This window comes from Allokutzneria sp. A3M-2-11 16 (assembly GCF_024213555.1).
In the GTDB taxonomy this organism is placed as follows: Bacteria; Actinomycetota; Actinomycetes; order Mycobacteriales; family Pseudonocardiaceae; genus Allokutzneria.
Genome location: NZ_JANAVO010000020.1, coordinates 30,432 through 45,789, shown reverse-complemented (window position 1 = coordinate 45,789; position 15,358 = coordinate 30,432). Strand labels below are relative to the sequence as shown.

13 protein-coding genes are annotated in these 15,358 nt (G+C 69.5%); 3 read left to right on the top strand and 10 right to left on the bottom strand.

All coding sequences use genetic code 11. The annotated features are described in order from the left end of the window. The first annotated feature begins 13 nt into the window (after positions 1-13). Positions 14-520: a hypothetical protein gene (locus tag NLX83_RS37530; RefSeq protein WP_254240038.1), complete on the top strand. Its 507-nt coding sequence runs from the start codon at positions 14-16 to the stop codon at positions 518-520. 281 nt (positions 521-801) lie between these two features. On the opposite strand, the gene NLX83_RS37525 is transcribed toward NLX83_RS37530, so the two are convergent. The 9 genes from NLX83_RS37525 to NLX83_RS37485 form a co-directional block, all read right to left on the bottom strand. Next, complete coding sequence (locus tag NLX83_RS37525; RefSeq protein ID WP_254240037.1) at positions 802-2,022, bottom strand: HNH endonuclease signature motif containing protein; 1,221 nt, start codon at positions 2,020-2,022, stop codon at positions 802-804. A 388-nt stretch (positions 2,023-2,410) separates the two neighbouring features. Then, complete coding sequence (locus NLX83_RS37520; RefSeq protein ID WP_254240036.1) at positions 2,411-4,075, bottom strand: HAL/PAL/TAL family ammonia-lyase; 1,665 nt, start codon at positions 4,073-4,075, stop codon at positions 2,411-2,413. After that, complete coding sequence (locus NLX83_RS37515) at positions 4,068-5,360, bottom strand: MFS transporter (protein WP_254240035.1); 1,293 nt, start codon at positions 5,358-5,360, stop codon at positions 4,068-4,070. The genes NLX83_RS37520 and NLX83_RS37515 overlap by 8 nt, the downstream gene beginning before the upstream one ends. Positions 5,361-5,415: 55 nt before the next feature. Beyond that, positions 5,416-6,684: a M20 family metallo-hydrolase gene (locus tag NLX83_RS37510; RefSeq protein ID WP_254240034.1), complete on the bottom strand. Its 1,269-nt coding sequence runs from the start codon at positions 6,682-6,684 to the stop codon at positions 5,416-5,418. Next, positions 6,681-7,751, bottom strand: a complete 1,071-nt coding sequence (locus NLX83_RS37505; protein ID WP_254240033.1) for an S-methyl thiohydantoin desulfurase domain-containing protein — start codon at positions 7,749-7,751, stop codon at positions 6,681-6,683. Before NLX83_RS37505 ends, NLX83_RS37510 begins: the two co-directional genes overlap by 4 nt. Beyond that, on the bottom strand, positions 7,751-9,424 hold the full coding sequence (locus tag NLX83_RS37500; protein WP_254240032.1) for a urocanate hydratase: 1,674 nt from the start codon (positions 9,422-9,424) through the stop codon (positions 7,751-7,753). The genes NLX83_RS37505 and NLX83_RS37500 overlap by 1 nt, the downstream gene beginning before the upstream one ends. Further along, positions 9,421-10,200, bottom strand: a complete 780-nt coding sequence (locus NLX83_RS37495; RefSeq protein ID WP_254240031.1) for an IclR family transcriptional regulator — start codon at positions 10,198-10,200, stop codon at positions 9,421-9,423. The genes NLX83_RS37500 and NLX83_RS37495 overlap by 4 nt, the downstream gene beginning before the upstream one ends. Next, entirely contained in the window at positions 10,197-11,564 is a 1,368-nt protein-coding gene (locus tag NLX83_RS37490; protein WP_254240030.1) for a dihydroorotase, read from the bottom strand. The genes NLX83_RS37495 and NLX83_RS37490 overlap by 4 nt, the downstream gene beginning before the upstream one ends. A 59-nt stretch (positions 11,565-11,623) precedes the next feature. Further along, positions 11,624-12,184: a cupin domain-containing protein gene (locus tag NLX83_RS37485; protein ID WP_254240029.1), complete on the bottom strand. Its 561-nt coding sequence runs from the start codon at positions 12,182-12,184 to the stop codon at positions 11,624-11,626. 62 nt (positions 12,185-12,246) lie between these two features. Between NLX83_RS37485 and NLX83_RS37480 the strand changes: the two genes are divergently transcribed. Continuing rightward, positions 12,247-13,137, top strand: coding sequence for a dioxygenase family protein (locus NLX83_RS37480; protein ID WP_254240028.1), 891 nt, complete (start codon positions 12,247-12,249; stop codon positions 13,135-13,137). A 163-nt stretch (positions 13,138-13,300) separates the two neighbouring features. Here NLX83_RS37480 and NLX83_RS37475 read toward each other — a convergent pair whose 3' ends face one another. Beyond that, entirely contained in the window at positions 13,301-14,071 is a 771-nt protein-coding gene (locus NLX83_RS37475) for an MIP/aquaporin family protein (RefSeq protein ID WP_254240027.1), read from the bottom strand. Between the two features lie 76 nt (positions 14,072-14,147). Between NLX83_RS37475 and NLX83_RS37470 the strand changes: the two genes are divergently transcribed. Beyond that, positions 14,148-15,269 carry a hypothetical protein gene (locus tag NLX83_RS37470; protein WP_254240026.1) on the top strand — a complete coding sequence of 374 codons (1,122 nt, stop codon included), beginning with the start codon at positions 14,148-14,150 and terminating at the stop codon, positions 15,267-15,269. The last annotated feature ends 89 nt before the right edge of the window (positions 15,270-15,358 follow it).

Below are 15,358 nucleotides of genomic sequence, written 5' to 3'. Positions count from 1 at the left end.
GATCGTCGCGGTCATGACGGTCGAGATGGTGTTCCGCGTCCTCGGCGTGGCGCTGGCACCCCTGATCACCTTGCTGCTCTTCCTCGCGCAGGAGGGCCGCAAGCGGACGCGCGAGACGAAGCAGCTCAAGGCGGTAGGTGAACTCGTCGAACTCACTCCAACCGGCAGTCGCGTGCGCGGCGATCTGCTGTCCCACTTCGAGAACCTGACGGACAGGTTCCTGGACAACGAACGCCGCCGCCTCCGCAGGGACTGGGGCGCCTTGCGATCAGCCGTCCTGTTGGCGTTGGCCGCTGGTTGGCTGTGGACTCTCGTCTGGGCGGGCTACTCGGCTCCGCGGGACCGGGCGAGCTGGACGGAGTGGCTGTTCCAGGGGACTGAGAGCGGTGGACTGCTCGCCGTCGTCCTCTTGATGATCGTGGTGCCGGTGACCATGGAGTCCTTCTCGCGGGCGTTCCGGTTCGGCCGGAGCTTCAAGCGACCGCCCTCATTCCGTGGCAGAGCGGGGCGCCGCAGTTGAGGTGCGCACGGCACGGGACGTGAGCAGTCGGGCGTCATGCGCTTGCCACGTGGTCCGATCGGCGGGAGCCGGAGAGTTCTTTCGGCGGTGAGCCCGTGTCTTTCGTCGTCGGCGACAACACCGGCATTCCCGGCTGGCACGGGAGGAACCCGGCCCTCGCGCGCGAGCGTATGGCACGCGCACCCCAGGTAAAGCCTCGATTCCCTTGCGCCCCTTACTTTTCAGCCCACGCCCGCACCACGCTGGAACCCTCACGTTCCAGCGCTGCGCCGTTCCTGGGGTTATAGCGTCAGTGGGCAATCCACCCTGATGTTCCGTAACGGTGCCTGGTCAGGGTCGATCCACTTCAGCGGGATGAACGCCGGTATCCCCTGCTCGAAGATGATCACCCAATCCTGTTCGTGCATCACATGATGGTGATACACACAGAGCAGGACGAGGTTGTCGAGGTCGGTCGGCCCGCCGTCGATCCAGTGCACCACATGATGAGCTTCCGTCCATGCCGGGGGCCGATCGCAGCCGGGGAAGGCGCATCCCTTGTCCCGCACCGCGAGTGCTCTCCGCTGAGCCGGTGAGGCGAGTCGTCGTGTGCGTCCGTAGGCGAGGGGTTCCCCTTCGCTTCCGAGGACGATGTGGGCGATGTCGGCGTCACAGGCGGTGTGCTGGGCCAGTCCCGGGGACACCGGCTGCCCAGTGTCAGTCCGGGCGCACCCGGTCTTGTCCTTCAGGTTGTCGGCGTCCATCGTGACGACCAGTAGGGAGCGCGGGAGTCCGGGGAGGTCGCGGGCGGTCATCGCGATCGTCATCGCTTCGACGAAGGCATCGGCCAACCGCTGTTCGAAGGTACGGGGGTCTTTCTCCCCGTCCACGCTCCTGGGTTTGGACAACGCCATCAGGAAGTTGAAGATCTTCTCGCCATCGAGCGGACCCACCGTGGCACTGAAAGACAGGCTTCCGTCCTTGTCCCGGAACATCCGCGCCGCACGCCGCGCAATCGCGTCCTTCTCATCGCGGTAGACACCATCGGGGTCGACCACGGTCCGCACGTATTTTCCGGCGCGCATGAGGAACTGCGGGTCCAACGTCGACGCCACATCAGCCAACACCCGATCCGCATCCGCCACATACTCCGACGGGAGACGCTTGATGGCATCCGAGATCACCAACGCATGCTCGCCACTGATCTCCCCGGCATACATCGCGTCGCGGGTGTGGGGGAGATTCGGCAACTCCCGCACCAACCTCGTGCGCCGCTTCGCCTCACTCGGGTGGATCTTCAGCTTGCCGCACAACAGCATCGCCAGGTCTTTACACCCGTAGGTGGCGTGCAGGACACGGTCATCAGCCTGAGTGTTGGCGTCGGTTTTCACCGCGGTCAGGAGCCTGCCGATCGTCTCCAACTCCAGCAGGAACTCCAGGTGGTCGTTCTCGGGCAACTGGTAGGAGTCGTTGGCCGCCAGCTGCGCGGCGAGTAGATCCTTGATTGCCTTGGTATCCAACATGATCACACCTCCCTCCAGTGCGGATACCTCCACTCAATCACAACTTTTCAGTATGTCAAATCGGTGCCACACAAGGAAAAACCCAGGCTCTGCCCCACCGCAGGCCGCCCACGAAACGGTCGGCTTTACCTGGGGAGCGCGTGCCATACGCTCATCGCGAGGGCCGGGGTTCCATCCCGTGCCCCTGAGAGGCCCAAGGGCACGCGCAAGGGGCCCCAGGTCAAGCCGACCCCCACGCTGGAAGCCCAGCGCCCCACGCTGGAAGTCCAGCCGACTCCGCTGGAAGTTCAGCCCGCGAACGCTGGAAGTCCAGCCCGCGCAAGCAGGAAGCCCAGCCACAAACGCTGGAACCCCAGCCCATGCAAGGAAGCCCCACCGCAAGCCCAAATCACGCCGCACAAGGCGTCGCAGCAGCAGCGTGCACAGCGCGAGACAGCGACCCATCGCGCACGAGCGCGGTGGCGGCCTCGACGTCCGGCGTCATGTACCGATCGTCAGCAAGCTGCTGAATGCGTTGACGCACAAGAGAATAAATCGCCGAAGTACCGCCACCCGGTTGCAGAGAAGCCATTTTCGGCCGGACCAGGTCGATTCCCTGTGCGCCGAGCATGACCTGCACGCCGAGCACCGTGTCGAGGCGGTCGAGGTTCGCGGCGAGGCCGCGCATGGACGCCATGGCCATGGTGTTGTGGTCCTCCTGGCCGCCCTTGACGGGCCGGGACAACGTGCCCGCCGGGTTGGCGGCGAGCTGCATCTCCGGTACCAGCGCGGAGGCGACGGTCACCACCTGCACCATGCCCGAGTTGAGGCCGATGGGACCGCCCGCCAGGTTCGCTGGCAGGCCGTAGCTCCACTTCGGCGCGATCAGTCTGCCGGACAGGTTCTCCGACAGCACACCGAGATCGGCCACCTGCGCGTTGAGCGAGTCGATCTCGTGGCCGATCCGCGCGGCGGCCCAGTTGCCGCCCATGACGAACTCGTAGCCGCCGCCGGGTTTGGCGAACAGCAACGGGTTGGAGGTGGACGCGTTCGCCTCCCGCGTCACGGTTTCCTTCGCGGTGTGCAGGGTTTGGCGGAACGCGCCGAGGATGTGCGGGGCGGCGCGCACCGAGGTGGCGTCCTGGACGCGCGGGTCGGGCTCCCCGGAGACGCGGCGTCCCTCGTCGGTCATCCACCGCGTTCCGCACACCAGCGAGCGGATCTGCCGCGCGGCGTCGACCTCCTCGGGGATGCGCCGCTCGACGTGGGTTCGCTCGTCGAAAGCGCCCTGTTCCGCGCGTGTCGCTTCGAGGAACAGCGCGAACCCGGCGGTGAAGCTGTCGAGGGCGCGCCCGGACCGGTCGATCGCGTCGATGTAGCGCGCGGTGAGCACGCTGCCGCCGCTGACGACCGGCAGCGCTTCTCCTGCCTCCAACGGGAACTGCTGCGGAAGCCCGGCCGTGCGCAACGCCGTCTTGGCGGGCATCTGCTTGCCACGGTAGGAAACCGGGACGTCCTCGCCCATCATGGCGAGGCCCGCCGCCGCCATCGGCTGGAGGTCGCCGGTGCCGAGCGAGCCGATCTCGGGCATCACGGGAACCACGCCGTTGTTGACCATGCCGAGCATCCGGTCCACCAGTTCGGGCCGGACGCCCATGGCCGCGCGCGCCATTGCGTTGGCCCGCAACACCAAAGCCAGTCGCGCGAGGAGGAAGGGCAGCGCGGGGCCGACACCGGCGGCGTGCGAGCGCAGCACGCGTCGCTGGAACTCGCGTTGCTCATCCGGGCCGAGCGGGCGGTCCTTCAACGGGCCCAAAGCCTGGTTCCAGCCGTAGACCCGTTGCCCCGCCTCAACTGTGGCCAACGCGCCACGGCGGCTCTCGATCATCTTTTGCCGCGTCGGGTCCGCCAGGCGGACGGACACCCGATCGGCGTGCAGGAGCCGGATCATCGTCGGCCAGTCGAGGTGGTCCCCGTCCAGCTGCACCGTCACTGGCGCGGGCAACCCCGCGGCCGAGGCGGGCACGACGAAAGCGACCAGGAGGACGACGAGTGCGGCCGACCAGTTACGCATGGGATGCCTCCGCCGTTTCGGCAGCGTCAACGGCAGCGATGTGCCGGAACAGCGCGGGAAGTGAGACCAGGCAGGCGACGACGCCGAGCGTCACCCAGAGCGCGGGCGCGTACACGGTGAACCGCGCGGTGGCCCACGTCAGCAGTGCCGGGGTGAACCCGGCGAAGAAGATCGCGGCGACGTTGTAGCTCAGCGCGAGCCCGGTCGTGCGCACCGCGGCGGGGAAGACGCGGGGCATCGTGGACGGAGCGACGCCGACGAAGGCCGCGACGTTCGCGCACAGCACAGAATGCACCACCAGCAGCACCGGAACGCTCGGCGCCGCGTGCAACAAAAGCAGGCACAGCAACGGAATCACGAGCAGCCCGCTCGCACCCAAGGTGAGTACCCGTCGCGCTCCGTACCGGTCGGCGGACCGCCCGGCGACGATGCAGCCGATCACCAGGACGACGTTGCCGACCAGCGAAGCGAGGAACGACTGCTGCGAGGTGAAGCCCAACCCGGCGGCCGGATCGCGGTAGTAGGTCGGCAGGTAGATGACGAACGCGTAGACGCAGACGGTCCACAGCACGGAGAACAGGAACCCGGTCAGCAGCTGCTTCGGGTACTCGGTGAGCAGTCGCTTGAGCGGGCTGGGTCCACCCTCCTGTTCGGTCCGGTTCCGTTCGAACACCTCGGTCTCCGGCAGGCTGCGCCGGATGTAGACGCCGACCGGGATGATCAGCAGGCCGACGATGAACGGGATGCGCCAGGCCCAGTCCTGCACGGCGGAGTCGGGCAGCCAGGTGGTGATGGTGACCCCGACGATCGCGGAGATCAGGTTCGAGATCCCCATCGAGGCCTGGAGCCACGCGGCATACCGGCCGCGCCGCCCCGGGGGAGCGTGTTCGACGAGGAACGCGGCGGCCCCGCCGATCTCCCCGCCCGCGGAGAAGCCTTGCAGCAGCCGCCCGATCAGCAGCAGGATCGGCGCGCCGATTCCGATCACCGCGGCGGGCGGGGTGGCGGCGAGCACGATGGTGCCGAGGCCCATCGTGGCGATGGACAGCATCAGGGCGGCCTTGCGCCCCTTGCGATCGCCGTAGATCCCGATCACCACCGCGCCCAGCGGCCGGGCCACGAACCCGACGCCGAAGACGATGAAGGTGTTGATCAGCGCGGTGGTCGCGTCGCCGCCGGTGAAGAAGTCCCGGGCGACGTAGCCCGCGAAGAACGCGTAGACGGAGAAGTCGTACCACTCCAACGCGTTGCCCACCGAGGCGGCGACGACCGCGCGCCGCGCCACTGTGGCCTGCTCAGGGGTTTGTAACGGACTGGCAGTCAAGGTCGGCCCTCCGCCTCTACGCGTGGCGCACTTCTTCGCGCCGGTCAAGGGTGATCAGGGTGCTGGCCAGGACGTGCGCGCCGCGGGCGATGTCCTCGGCCGCGGTCAGCTCCTCCGGGCAGTGGCTGCGCCCGCCGACGGACGGCACGAAGATCATGCCCATCGGTCCGAGCCGGGAGAGGTGGGCGGCGTCGTGCCCGGCCCCGGACGGCACCGCCTTCCAGGAGTCGCCGAGGTGATCGGCGGCCTGCGCGATCACGTCCTGCACCAGCCCGGACGTGGGCACGGGGTCCTGGTCGGTGAGCCAGTCCACGTCGATGTCCACGCCGCGGGCGCGGGTCTCGGCGGTGATCTCGTCGACGATCTGCTTGCGCGCCCCGTGCAGCCACGTCCGGTCCACGCTGCGGATCTCCGCCCACAGCCGGGCTTCGTCGGTGATCACGCCCATGGAGCCGGGGGAGGACTCGATGTGCCCGGAGGTGGCGACCCCGTGCACCGGCGCGCCGCAGCCGACCCGCTCCACGGTGAGCACCGCCGCCGCGGCCGACACGAGCGCGTCGCGCCGGTCCGCCATCGGGGTCGTGCCCGCGTGCCCCGCGAGCCCGGCGAAGTGCACGAGCAGCCGGTCGATCCCGGCGATCGCGGTCACCACACCGATCGCGGTCCCGCTCTGCTCCAGCAACGGTCCCTGTTCCACGTGCAGTTCGACGTAGGCGTGCACGTCCCCGGATTTCCAGCCCTGGCGCAACGCCGCGTCCGGGTCGAGCCCGAATCCGGCCAGCGCGTCGCCGAGCCGCAGCCCGGTGCCGTCGGTCCGGTCGAGGTGGTCCGGCCGCAGCACTCCGGCGATCGCGCGGGAACCCATGCAGGAGATGCCGAAGTCGTTGGCCTCCTCGCCGAGGAAGTCCACCACCACGAGGTCGTGCTCCAGCTGGACGCCGGTCTCGCGCAACCGCCGCGCCACCTCAATCCCGGCCATCACGCCGACGATGCCGTCGAAACGCCCGCCTTGGCGGACGGTGTCGGTGTGCGAGCCGGTGACCAGTGCGGGACCTCCGCCGCGGCGACCGGGCAGCCTGCCGACGATGTTGCCCGCCGCGTCGATCACGACGTCCAGCCCGGCGTCGGCCATCTGCTCGCGCACCCACTGCCGCGACGCGCGGTAGGGCTCGGAGAACACCTCCCGGCTCCACCCGGGGAACGTGGAGTCGTGGAACCCGGCCAGCTCCGCGATCCGGGCAGAGAGCCGTTCTGTGTTGGGCGCCAACAGGTCCAGGTCCGTCATGACGGCAGGTACTCCAGGAACGGGATGCCCATGATCTGCTCGCACTCGCCGACCGCAACCGGGTCGATCGCCGACGTGGACAGCGGAAGACTGCGCGAGTCCGCGACGATGAGCACGACCTCCATGCCCTCGTGCGCCTCGGAAACCGCGAGCGGGAAACCGTCCTCCGCGCGCAGGATCGCGATCGTGTCCGGGTAGGTCGCCACGCGCTCGCCGTCGCGGTCGACCGCCATGTACTCGTTGAGGTACGGCACCGTGCAGTCCCCGATGCGGAACGTGCCGTGGTCCCAACCCCCGCGGGTGACCAGCTCCACCTCGTTGCCGAGCGGGCCCCGCGCGAGCACCTTGCCGTTGATCGTCGAGCACACCACGTCCACGACGGCGTCTCCGCGCCCGCCCGCCGCCTCCATCGCCGCGCCGAGTTCGAGCGCGAGGGAGATCGAGCCGAGCGCCGCGTGCTGCTTCACCCAGGACAGCTCGACGGGATTGCGCGCCGAGGCGATGAAACCGCCTGTGCGCACGGAAATATCGCGCAACACGTCGTCACAGGTCTCCACGCTGCCCTGGTTGACCGACACGAAATGCCCGTGCAGTTCCCGGTTTCCGCCGGAAACGACCTGTGTGGACACATAGCCCGGCCGCGTGGTCAGCCCCATCGAGCCGAGCTTGCCGGTGGGGTGCGCGCGCACGTCGCCCGCCGCGTCGAGCACCTTCACGCCGAGGACCGCGGACTGGATCCAGCCGTTGTGCGTTGTGGAGTAACCGTTCTGCGCGGTCATCACCGCGCTGATCGGGTGCTCGCACACCTCCATCAACCGCTGCAACGCGTGCACGTAGTCGACCGGCTTGATCTCCCAGTTCTTCGCGGCGGGCGCGCCGATCGCGGTCACGGTCGCCACCCACGAGTCCGCCGGTAGCTCGTCCACAGTGGACAGAACGGGGCTGCCGATCGAGGTGGCCAGCCCGCCCATCAGCTCGCCGTGGTGCCGCCAACCCCCGCCGCCACAGGCGAAAACGCCTCCGCCGAGCACGCCGTGGCGGGCGTCGTCACTGGTCAGTACCCGCATCACTGGTTCTCCTCCTGCTTGATGTCGATCCATCGCAGCGGCGCGGCGCCGGTGTCGGCGGCGGCCGAGTTCGCGATCGCCTCCTCGGCCTCCGGGTAACCGGCGGTGGCGTGGCGCAGCACGCCAAGACCCGAGTCCAGGTCGAGCGCGAGCCGCAGCCGGGAAGCGGCGCCGATGCTGCCGTCGGCCACCACCGACACCCCGGCCGACTGCATCCAGCCCGCGTACCCGGCGCCTCCGGAGTGCACGGCGACCAGATCGGCGCCACCGGTGGCGAGCAGCATCGCGTCCAGCAGCGGCCAGTCGGTCACGCCGTCCGAGCCGTCCCGCATGCCCTCGGTGCCGATCCGCGGGTGCGTCATCCCCGCCGAGTCCAGGTGATCGCGGCTGAAGAGCACCGGCGCGCTGATCCGTCCGGAGCGCACCGCGTCGTTGACCGCGACCGCGAGCTGGGAGCGCTCGCCGTAGCCCAGCCAGCACGACCGAGCTGGAAGTCCTTGCGGCGGAACGTGTTCCCGGGCCAGTGCGATCCACTCGGCCACCTCGGGGCGACTCGGGAACATCCCGGCGGCGAGTTCGTCCACTATGGACAGATCGGTCTCGTCCCCGGACAGCGCCACCCAGCGGAACGGCCCGATCCCATGGCAGAACAACGGCCGCAAGTAGCCCTCCATGAACCCGGGAATGGCCAGAACTTGTTCCGCCTGAACGGAATCCAGCACCGAAGCGGCCTGCACGCGCAGGTTGTTCCCGTTCTCGAAGACGACCGCGCCACGAGAAGCCAGGTCGAGCATCGCCAACGCCTGCTTGGCCATGCCGAGCTTCGCGCGCCGTTCGACGTCCTGCGGATCGGCTTCGCGCGCAGCCTGCCATTCCCGCACGTCGAGCCCCTCGGGGGCGTAGCCGTGCCGGGCATCGTGCGCGGCGGTCTGGTCCGTCACGATGTCGGGCAGCACGTCACCGCGCGCGGCGATCTCCGCGAACACCGTCGCCGCGTTCCCGAGCAGGCCCACCGCGACCGGGGCTTGGTGACTGACAAGGGAAAGCGCCGTGTCCAGGTCGTCGGTGACGTGGTCCAGCCCGCCCGCGGCGCGCAGCTTCTCGATCTTCGTCGGGTCGATCTCGACGACCAGCGAGCTCAAGCCCAGCATCCGCGCGCTGATCGGCTGCGCCGAGCCCATCCCGCCCATGCCCGCGGTCAGCATCCAGTTCGGCGGACGATCGGCGAAGTGCCGGCGCATCACCGCCCGCAGCAGTTCGTAGGTCCCGCCGAGCACGCCCTGGCGCCCGATGTACTGCCACGCCGCCGCGGTCAGGCCACCCCAGATCGTCTGCCCCGCCTCGACCCGGCGGTAGTACACCTCTTCGGTCGCCCAGTTGCCCACGGTGTTGTTGACCGCCGAGACCACCATCGGCGCGGCCACATGGGTCCGCAGCACGCCGACCGGGCGACCGGACTGCAACACGAGCGTCTGGTCCTCGTCCAGCTCGGTCAGCGCGTGCACGATCGCGTGGTAGGCGGGCCAATCACGGGCCGCTTTGCCTTGCGCCGCATAGACAACGAGGTCGTCAGGACGCTCGCCGACCTCCAGCACGTTCTCCAACATGCGCAGCAACGCCTCGGCCCGCCAGGAACGGCAGCGCAGCGTGGTCCCACGCGCGGCGGCGATCATCGGTACTGCCCTTCGTCGTCGGGGGAGCTCCACTGCGGCAGGCTCTTGCTGAGTTCGTCGACTGCTTCGCGCAGCAGGGCCACGGCGTCGGACACATCGGTCAGCTCGCCGTCCCGGCCGATCAGCGACAACGCGCACATGCACGACCCGGCCACGACCACCGCCATCCCGACCGCGGTCATGCCAGGCGTGAGCCAGCCGCGCGATACGTGGTAGCCGCGCTCGGTGGCTGCGGCCAGTTCGACGCGCAGCGCCGCGGCGTCCGGTGTGGCCGCGGTGAACCGCTGGAGCTTGCCGCGCAACACCTGCTGCTGGACCACCTGCGGGGCGGCCGCGAGCAACGGCGTCGCGCTGGCCCCCGCGTGCAGCATCAAGATCTCGCCGGGGCGGAACGCCACGCTCCCGGTGCCGGTGCGGCGCGTGTCCAGGCACAGGGCGGCGGTGTGCACGCGGACTGTGAGCGCCACGTTCAGACCGGAGCGGCGGCGCAGCATGGTCAGCAGCGGGCGGGCGGTGTCGATCAGGTGCTCGGAGCGGTGCTCCGAGGAGTCGGCGAGCCGCTCGCTCGGCATCAGCTTGCCGTCGACCTCGGCGAGGAAACCGGCGTTGCGCAGCAACCGCACGTACCGGTAGGCGGACGAGGACGGGATGTCCAGGCCCGCGATGATCTCCGCCGTGTCGACCTGGCCGTGGTCCTGGACGAACGCGAGGATCTGCAGCCCGCGTTCCAATGAGGACAGTTCCGTTGACGCTTTGCGCACCAAGGTCAGGTTCACCTCCGAAGCACCTGCCTGCCACGGCCCGGGGCGGCCGTCAGACCGGCCGCGGCGTCCCAGACGACGTCGCCGCGGCTGACGGTGAGTGTGACGCGTGCTCCGGGAAGGTGTTCGTTATACGGGCTCCACCCGGCGTTCGAGTGCAGCGCCGAGCCGTCGATCCGCCAGTCCTCGGTCGGGGTGAGCACGGTGACGTCGGCGTCGTAGCCGGGTGCGAGCTTGCCCTTGCGGTGGCCGATGCCGTAGCGGTCGGCCGGGGCCGAGGTGAGCGCTTCGACGGTCCTGGCCAGCTCCGGACCCGCGCCGTAGCGGCGCAGGCAGGCGCCGAGCGTGGTCGCCACCATGGTCTCCGTGCCGGGAACGCCGGAGTGGTTGTCGAGGATGCGCTCGTGGTCCTTGAGGTCGGCGGGCCACGGCGCGTGGTCGGAGGAGATCACCGTCGCCAGGCCGGTGGTCACGGCCCGCCACATCGCCTCCTGGTTGGTGGCTTCCCGCAGCGGCGGGTTGATCTTGAGGCGGCCCCCGGCCGCGACCATGTCCTCCTCGGTGAGCAGGAGGTAGTGCGGGCAGGTCTCGAAGGTGATGTCCACGCCCTGGCCCTGGTACCACGACACCAGCTCCGTCGAGCGGCCCAGCGACAGGTGGCACAGGTGCAACGCGGTGCCCTGGTGTGCGGCGATCTCCATCGCGGTGAGCACGCCCAGCGTCTCCGAGACCGGCGGGCGGGTCGCCGCGTGCACCCGGGGATCGGTCGAGGTCCGCCGCCGCTCGTCGGCGAGCAGCGCCTTGATGATCTCGTTGTTCTCCGCGTGGGTGCACAGGGTGGAACCGTTGTCGGCGACGGCTTTCATGACGTCGAGCAGCTCGGCGTCGGTGATCCGCGGGAACCGGATCGGGTCGGTGTCGAACAGCGACACCTTGAAGCCGACGACGCCCGCGCCGACCAGCTCCTCCGCCCGGCGCCAGCCACCACCGGGCTCCAGGGTGCCGAGCAGGGCGACGTCGACCACCGCCTCATCGGCGACCTTGTGCAGCTTCGCCTTCAACCGCTCCACGTTGTTGATCGGCCCGGTGGCGTCGAACGGCATCTCCACGATCGTCGTGACGCCGCCCGCCGCCGCGGCCGAGGTCGACGCGCGCAGGCCCTCACCGGCGTGGGAGTAGGAGTGCACGTGGGCGTCCACGACACCGGGCAGCACGTAGGACTCGCCGACGTCGATCAGGCGCGCGCTCCCGGTGTCGGACAGGGCTCCGGTGCGCACTTCGGTGATCACGCCGTCGCGGATGAACACCGCGCCGCGCTCGAAGGAACCCTTCGCCGTGTGGACCACTCCGGCGATCACGGTGTCGGCTGTCGTTCCCATGGCGGGAAGCTAGACAGCGCGCCGAATCGCGGCCTATCCCATTCCCGTGGATCGGGAAATCAGCGGCCCGCGAACACCCAGAACAGCTCCGCCGGGGTGTCGCCGACGTTGAAGATGCGGTGCGGGAGCTGGGGGTCCAGCGTGATCGTGTCCCCGGGCCCGAGCACGTAGGTCTCGGCGTCGACGGTGACACCGAGGTGCCCGGCGTGCACGTAGCCGTACTCGCTGCCGCCGTGGCACATGGGGTTGTCCTCGGCTCCCGACTCCGCACCCACCTCGAAGCGGATCCGGAGGAAGCGGAGCGCGCGGTCGTTGTCGCCGCCGAGGAGGGTGTAGGTGACGCCATCGCCCAGCGGCAGCACCTCGTGCTCGCCGTCGCGCCGCACGGTGGCGGGCTCGGCCGGGGTGGCGGGGGTGAACAGGCCGTCCAGCGTCACGCCGAGCTCGTTGGTGATCGCGTACAGGGTGCTGATCGACGGGCGGCTGATCCCCTTCTCGATCTGGCTGATCATGCTGCCGCTCACGCCGACCCGGCGGCCCAGCTCGCGCACGCCCAGCCCGGCGGTGGCGCGAGCGGTGCGCAGCCGCTCGCCGAGCGGGGCGGGATCGGGTGGGGACACGCCGCGACGGTACCCGGCGCCAGTGTTAAGTGCTACTTGACACCCCGGGCTAGGCTGGGCCGATGGACTTCACCGCAGAGAAGTCGGCCGAGATCGTCAGCGCCAGCTTCGACGCCGCCCGGGACCCTCGCGCCCGCGAGGTGCTGCAAGCCCTGACCCGGCACCTGCACGCCTTCGTGCGCGAGATCCGCCCGAGCATGGCCGAGTGGGAGCAGGCGATCGACTTCCTCACCCGCACCGGCCGGACGTGCACCGACACCCGCCAGGAGTTCATCCTGCTCTCCGACGTGCTCGGCGTGTCGATGCTGGTCGAGACGCTGGAAGCGGAGCACACGACTATCGGTGCCACCCCGGCGACGGTCCTCGGCCCGTTCCACATGGTGGCCAGTCCGCCGCGCGAACTCGGCGACTCCATCGACCTCGTCGCGGACGGCACGCCCTGCGTCATCGAAGGGCGGATCACCGACACCCACGGCAATCCACTGCCCGGGGCGAGCGTGGACGTGTGGCAGGCCGACGACAAGGGCTTCTACGACGTGCAGCAGCCCGGAACCCTGCCCGAGGGCAACGGCCGCGGCCTGTTCACCGCGGACGAGGAGGGCCGCTACCGGTTCCGCACGGTGCGCCCCGCGCCCTACCCGATTCCCGTCGACGGCCCCGTCGGCGAGCTGCTCGACGTCGCCGGACGGCATCCCTATCGGCCCGCCCACGTGCACTTCATCGTTGCGGCAGAAGGACATCACCCGGTCACCACGCACGCGTTCGCCGCCGACAGCGCCTACATCGACTCCGACACCGTGTTCGCCGTGAAGCGCGACCTGATCGTAGATTTCGTGACCGTAGACGACCCCGCCGAGGCCGCCCGCCACGGCGTCACCGCCCCATTCCGCCACGCGCGCTTCGACATCGCCCTAGCACCCGCAAACCCCCCAAGCACTCCGCACACCAAGTAAACTCAGCCCATGCACTCCACCCGCCCGTCCATCCCATCCTCGGCGGGTGCCGTCTAGAGATCTCCCGTTTCGTACTCATAACGGGAAAAAGAGCGCTCCCAAAACCCGTTAAGAGTACGAAACGGGTTCCTGAGGCTTCGCGGGTGATGTGGCGGGGGAGGCGTCACGATGGGGGCTGGGCGCTTACGAGGGCGCGAGCTTGGCGTCGTGCGAGTAGGTAGTGGGTGCCCGCGCCCAGTACGGCGCCGAGGACCGGAGCAGTGAGGTAGATCCACAGATCGCCGCCGAGCCCGGAGGCGAACAGGGCGGGGCCCCACTGCCGCGCCGGGTTGGCCGATCCACCGCTGAGCGGACCGAACACGGTGATCACGAACGTCACCACGACGCCGATCGCGTAGGGCATCAGTCGCGTGCGCGACGGGCGCGCCAGCAGGTACCCGACGAGCACGACCACCGCGATCACGATGCCGGTCTCCGCCAGGAACACCGAGGAGGCATCCCAGCCCGGCGCCGCGCGCACGGCAGCGAAACCGATGTACTCCGTGGCCTCGCCCCAGGTCAGGTAGGCGAGACCCACGCCGACCACGGAACCGGCGAACTGTGCGGCCACATAGGGCAGGACTTGCCGCCCTGGAAACACTTCCAGCAGCCACACCGCGATGGTGATCGCCGGGTTCATGTGGCCGCCGCAGCGCTTGCCCGGCGGGGACAGGATCAGTCCGGCTACGACCAGGCCGCTGAACACCCCGAGGACGGCGAGGGCCAGCCCGAGATCGGGGACGTGCAGGGGCGACGCGGGATCGAGGACCCACCGGCTGGAGCTGACGACCAGGAACAACAGGACGCAGGTGAGCCCGAACTCCTCGACCGCCCTGCGGGTCGCGGTGCTGCCGGTGCGGCTCGGCTGCCGGATCTCCTGCGTCACCTCGGTCACCCGCGACACGATGCGCGCCCCGCTCCCCGGGTGGCAAGCAATGCTTAACAGTCTCTATGTGGGTAGCTTCGGGCACATGCCGAAGTCTTTATGGGTGGCCGCGTTCGCGTTGGCCACGGTCGTGCTGACCGGAGTGGTGCTCGAAGCCAGGGTGTTGCTGGGTTTCGACAGCGTGCTCTGGGTCGTGCTCCTGCTGGCGGTGGCCGCGCTCTGGGTGGTGGCCGTGGTGCGGCTGAGAGTGCGCCGCGCGGTCGTCGTGCTGGCGGTCGTCCTCGCGCCGGTGCTCGTCGTCACGGGCGGCGGGGGTTGGCTGGTGGCGCAGAACCTGGCTTCGGCGGAGCGGGCGAGCGGCACGGACGCGCTGTGGATGGGCCATGCCTGGGTGGACGGACGGCGGTCACAGTCCGATGTGGACGGACTGGTGGCGCGGGTGCGCGAGGCGAAGTTCCGTGACCTGTATGTGCATTCGGGGCCGCTGTCCGACGACGGGTCGCTGGATCCCGCGCTGCGCCCCTCCGCGCGGTGGCTGGTCGACGCGCTGCACAGGGCTTTGCCCGGAGTCAGGGTGCAGGCGTGGCTGGGCAACGTTGTCGACGAAGGCCGGTTGAACCTCGGCGATCCCGCGTCCCGCGCACGCATCGTGGACAGCGGACGACAGGTGCTCGACGACGGATTCGACGGTGTGCACTACAACTTCGAGCCGGTTCCCGAGGGAGATCGCAATCTGCTCGAAGTCCTGTCCACGGCGCGGGAAATGACGCGTGCGCGGGGGAAGGTGCTGTCGGTCTCGGCGAACCAGATCGAGCCGGTGCGCGGGACGAACTTCCTCGGCCAGACGTTGCGCGGCAAACCGCATTGGTGGTCGGCGACCTACATCGGCGAGGTCGCCCGGAGGGTGGACCAGATCGCGGTGATGTCCTACGACTCCGGCATTCCCGTCGAGGCCGCGTACACCGGCTACCTCCGCGCCCAAACCCGCCTGGCGCTTCAGGTCGTGCCGCCGGAGGTCGACGTGCTGATCGGCGTCCCGGCCTACCACGACGGCCCCATGCACACCCGCGCCGAAACCGTGGCCGCGGCCGTCCGCGGCATTCGCCTCGGCGTAACGCCAGGCCGACGACTAGGAGCGGCGGTCTACGTCGACTTCGCCGCCACCCCCGAAGACTGGGCCCACTACCTATCCGGCTGGGTCCACTAGTTCCCCCGTCTTCAAGTACACCCGACCCCCCTCCCCGCAGTCGCAAACCGCCCCCAACCCTCGAACGCGCCGGAGGTTGGGGGCGGTTA

Excerpts from the sequence above, each read along its gene's own strand:
- NLX83_RS37530 (WP_254240038.1), top strand. The coding sequence starts at position 14 with ATGACGGTCGAGATGGTGTTCCGCGTCCTCGGCGTGGCGCTGGCACCC.
- NLX83_RS37525 (WP_254240037.1), bottom strand. The coding sequence starts at position 2,022 with ATGTTGGATACCAAGGCAATCAAGGATCTACTCGCCGCGCAGCTGGCG.
- NLX83_RS37520 (WP_254240036.1), bottom strand. The coding sequence starts at position 4,075 with ATGCGTAACTGGTCGGCCGCACTCGTCGTCCTCCTGGTCGCTTTCGTC.
- NLX83_RS37510 (WP_254240034.1), bottom strand. The coding sequence starts at position 6,684 with ATGACGGACCTGGACCTGTTGGCGCCCAACACAGAACGGCTCTCTGCC.
- NLX83_RS37505 (WP_254240033.1), bottom strand. The coding sequence starts at position 7,751 with ATGCGGGTACTGACCAGTGACGACGCCCGCCACGGCGTGCTCGGCGGA.
- NLX83_RS37500 (WP_254240032.1), bottom strand. The coding sequence starts at position 9,424 with ATGATCGCCGCCGCGCGTGGGACCACGCTGCGCTGCCGTTCCTGGCGG.
- NLX83_RS37490 (WP_254240030.1), bottom strand. The coding sequence starts at position 11,564 with ATGGGAACGACAGCCGACACCGTGATCGCCGGAGTGGTCCACACGGCG.
- NLX83_RS37480 (WP_254240028.1), top strand. The coding sequence starts at position 12,247 with ATGGACTTCACCGCAGAGAAGTCGGCCGAGATCGTCAGCGCCAGCTTC.
- NLX83_RS37470 (WP_254240026.1), top strand. The coding sequence starts at position 14,148 with ATGCCGAAGTCTTTATGGGTGGCCGCGTTCGCGTTGGCCACGGTCGTG.